Below are 2,090 nucleotides of genomic sequence, written 5' to 3' on the forward strand. Positions count from 1 at the left end.
GAGCGGAACCAAGAGGAGGAATGATCCTCTCGGTCCACAGCGTCCTCGCTGTGTTGCCTTCCTGACGGAAGGACTTTCAAAGGAACCTCATCTCCGTGATGGAGACGGGGTATCAACATATCTGGCGTTGATTTTTGGCACGCTGTTGAGTTCTCAAGGAACGGACGCTTCCTTCGTACTCACCCTTTCGGGCTTTCCTTCGGGCGCTTCCCTTCGGTGTTTCCAACCTTACCAGATTCTTTTTCCGTTCCGTTTCCGGTCTGGATTTCGTTTCCGGTGGCCGTTGGAGGGCCTTTTGCCTTTCGGCGTGTTCACTACGTTAGACCATTTCCCGGGCGACTCATAATCGAGCCGATCGAGTACTGAATTTCGGCATGCCGAAATCGCACCCGGGTTGGGGTTTGTCGTAAGTAGTGGATGGCCGCTTCGGGGGCTGTAGAACAGCAGTCCCTGTTCAAGCGGCTCGGGCTACGTTAGGCGTCTGACTAGACAGAGTCAAGTTGACCTGCGGCGTGGCGCGTGAGCCCGATAGGGACTCACCGTGGGATCGTCCGTGATCCAGTAGCGCCAGGGGTGGCCGGCTCCGTCTCCGCCCACTCCCGTACGGGGTCCATTTCGCACCTGGTCAGGGGTGGGAGGCGTACCGGCGAGGATGCGCAGCGGAGCGTCGGGGCCGGCGCAGACGTCGGCACCGTCCAGGGCGCGGTCGATGTCGAGGGCCGTGGCGAGGCGGGCCGGGCCTTTGGCCAGTTCCTTGTCGTTCCGGGCTGAAATCCGACGTTTGAAGGCGAGCTCCTTGCCCACGCGGATCTCGCCCGCGCGCAGCAGGACACCACTGGCCTCGCCCTCGGGGCCGCACACCAGATTGAGGCAGTGCCACATGCCGTAGGTGAAGTAGACGTACGCGTGACCGGGCGGGCCGAACATGACTCCGTTGCGGGCGGTGCGGCCACGGAAGGCGTGCGAGCCCGGGTCGGCCTCCCCCGCGTAGGCCTCTACTTCGGTCAGCCGGAGTTCGACGGGGCCGTCGTCCGCCAGACGTACCAGCATGCGACCGAGGAGGTCCGGGGCGACGTCGAGGACCGGGCGGTCGAAGAAGTCCCGGGGCAGCGGCGTACGGTCGGGGCTCTCCATCATGGCGTCCGAGGGTAGCGGGGAACCGACTACCGTCGTCGCGCGTATGTAGGGGTCAGAACCGATAAGGAGTGAACATGGGCTTCAAGCGACTGCTCGCGAGCATGGGTGCCGGCGGTGCCTCCGTCGAGACCGAGCTGACCGAGGCGAACGTCGTGCCGGGCGGGGTCGTCCAGGGCGAGGTGCGTATCCAGGGTGGCTCGGTGAATCAGCAGATCGAGGGGCTGTCCGTCGGTCTGCAGGCGCGTGTCGAGGTGGAGGGCGGCGACCAGGAGGTCAAGCAGGACATCGAGTTCACCAAGCAGCGTCTCGGGGGTGCCTTCGAGGTGCAGGCCGGGGCGGTGCACGTGGTGCCGTTCGGGCTGGAGATCCCGTGGGAGACGCCGGTCACGGCGATCGCCGGGCAGCAGCTGCGGGGCATGAACATCGGTGTGACGACCGAGCTGGAGATCGCGCGCGCCCTGGACTCGGGCGACCTGGACCCGATCAATGTCCACCCGCTGCCGGCCCAGCAGGCGATCCTCGACGCGTTCATCCAGCTGGGCTTCCGCTTCAAGAGCGCGGACATGGAGCGCGGGCACATCCGCGGGACGCGGCAGCGGCTGCCGTTCTACCAGGAGATCGAGTTCTTCCCGCCGCAGCAGTACCGCGGGCTGAACCAGGTGGAGCTGTCGTTCGTCGCCGACGACCGCGAGATGGACGTCGTGCTGGAGATGGACAAGAAGGCGGGTCTGTTCAGCGAGGGCAGCGACTCGTTCCGTGCGTTCAAGGTGGATCTGCACAACTTCCAGGGGACGGACTACGCCGCGTATCTCAACCAGTGGCTCGCGGATGTCGGCGGCCGTCGTAACTGGCTCTAGGTGTATTGCCCTGTGAGGTTGGGGACGCGGCTGGCGGGTGGTTTGCCTGCGAGCGCGGTGTGTCCGCGGTGGTGATTGTAGGAGTGCAGCCATTGC

The 2,090-nt window shown here is 65.0% G+C and carries 2 protein-coding genes; one reads left to right on the forward strand and one right to left on the reverse strand.

Annotated features, from left to right (window positions below; all coding sequences use genetic code 11):
• Positions 1-495 precede the first annotated feature (495 nt).
• On the reverse strand, positions 496-1,137 hold the full coding sequence (locus ACWGI8_RS43390; protein ID WP_453669027.1) for a DNA-3-methyladenine glycosylase: 642 nt from the start codon (positions 1,135-1,137) through the stop codon (positions 496-498).
• Positions 1,138-1,211: 74 nt separating this feature from the next.
• Between ACWGI8_RS43390 and ACWGI8_RS43395 the strand changes: the two genes are divergently transcribed.
• The gene (locus ACWGI8_RS43395) at positions 1,212-1,994 is read left to right on the forward strand and encodes a sporulation protein (RefSeq protein WP_453669029.1); all 783 of its coding nucleotides are present in this window, start codon (positions 1,212-1,214) and stop codon (positions 1,992-1,994) included.
• The last annotated feature ends 96 nt before the right edge of the window (positions 1,995-2,090 follow it).

Source organism: Streptomyces sp. NPDC054841, from assembly GCF_053611045.1.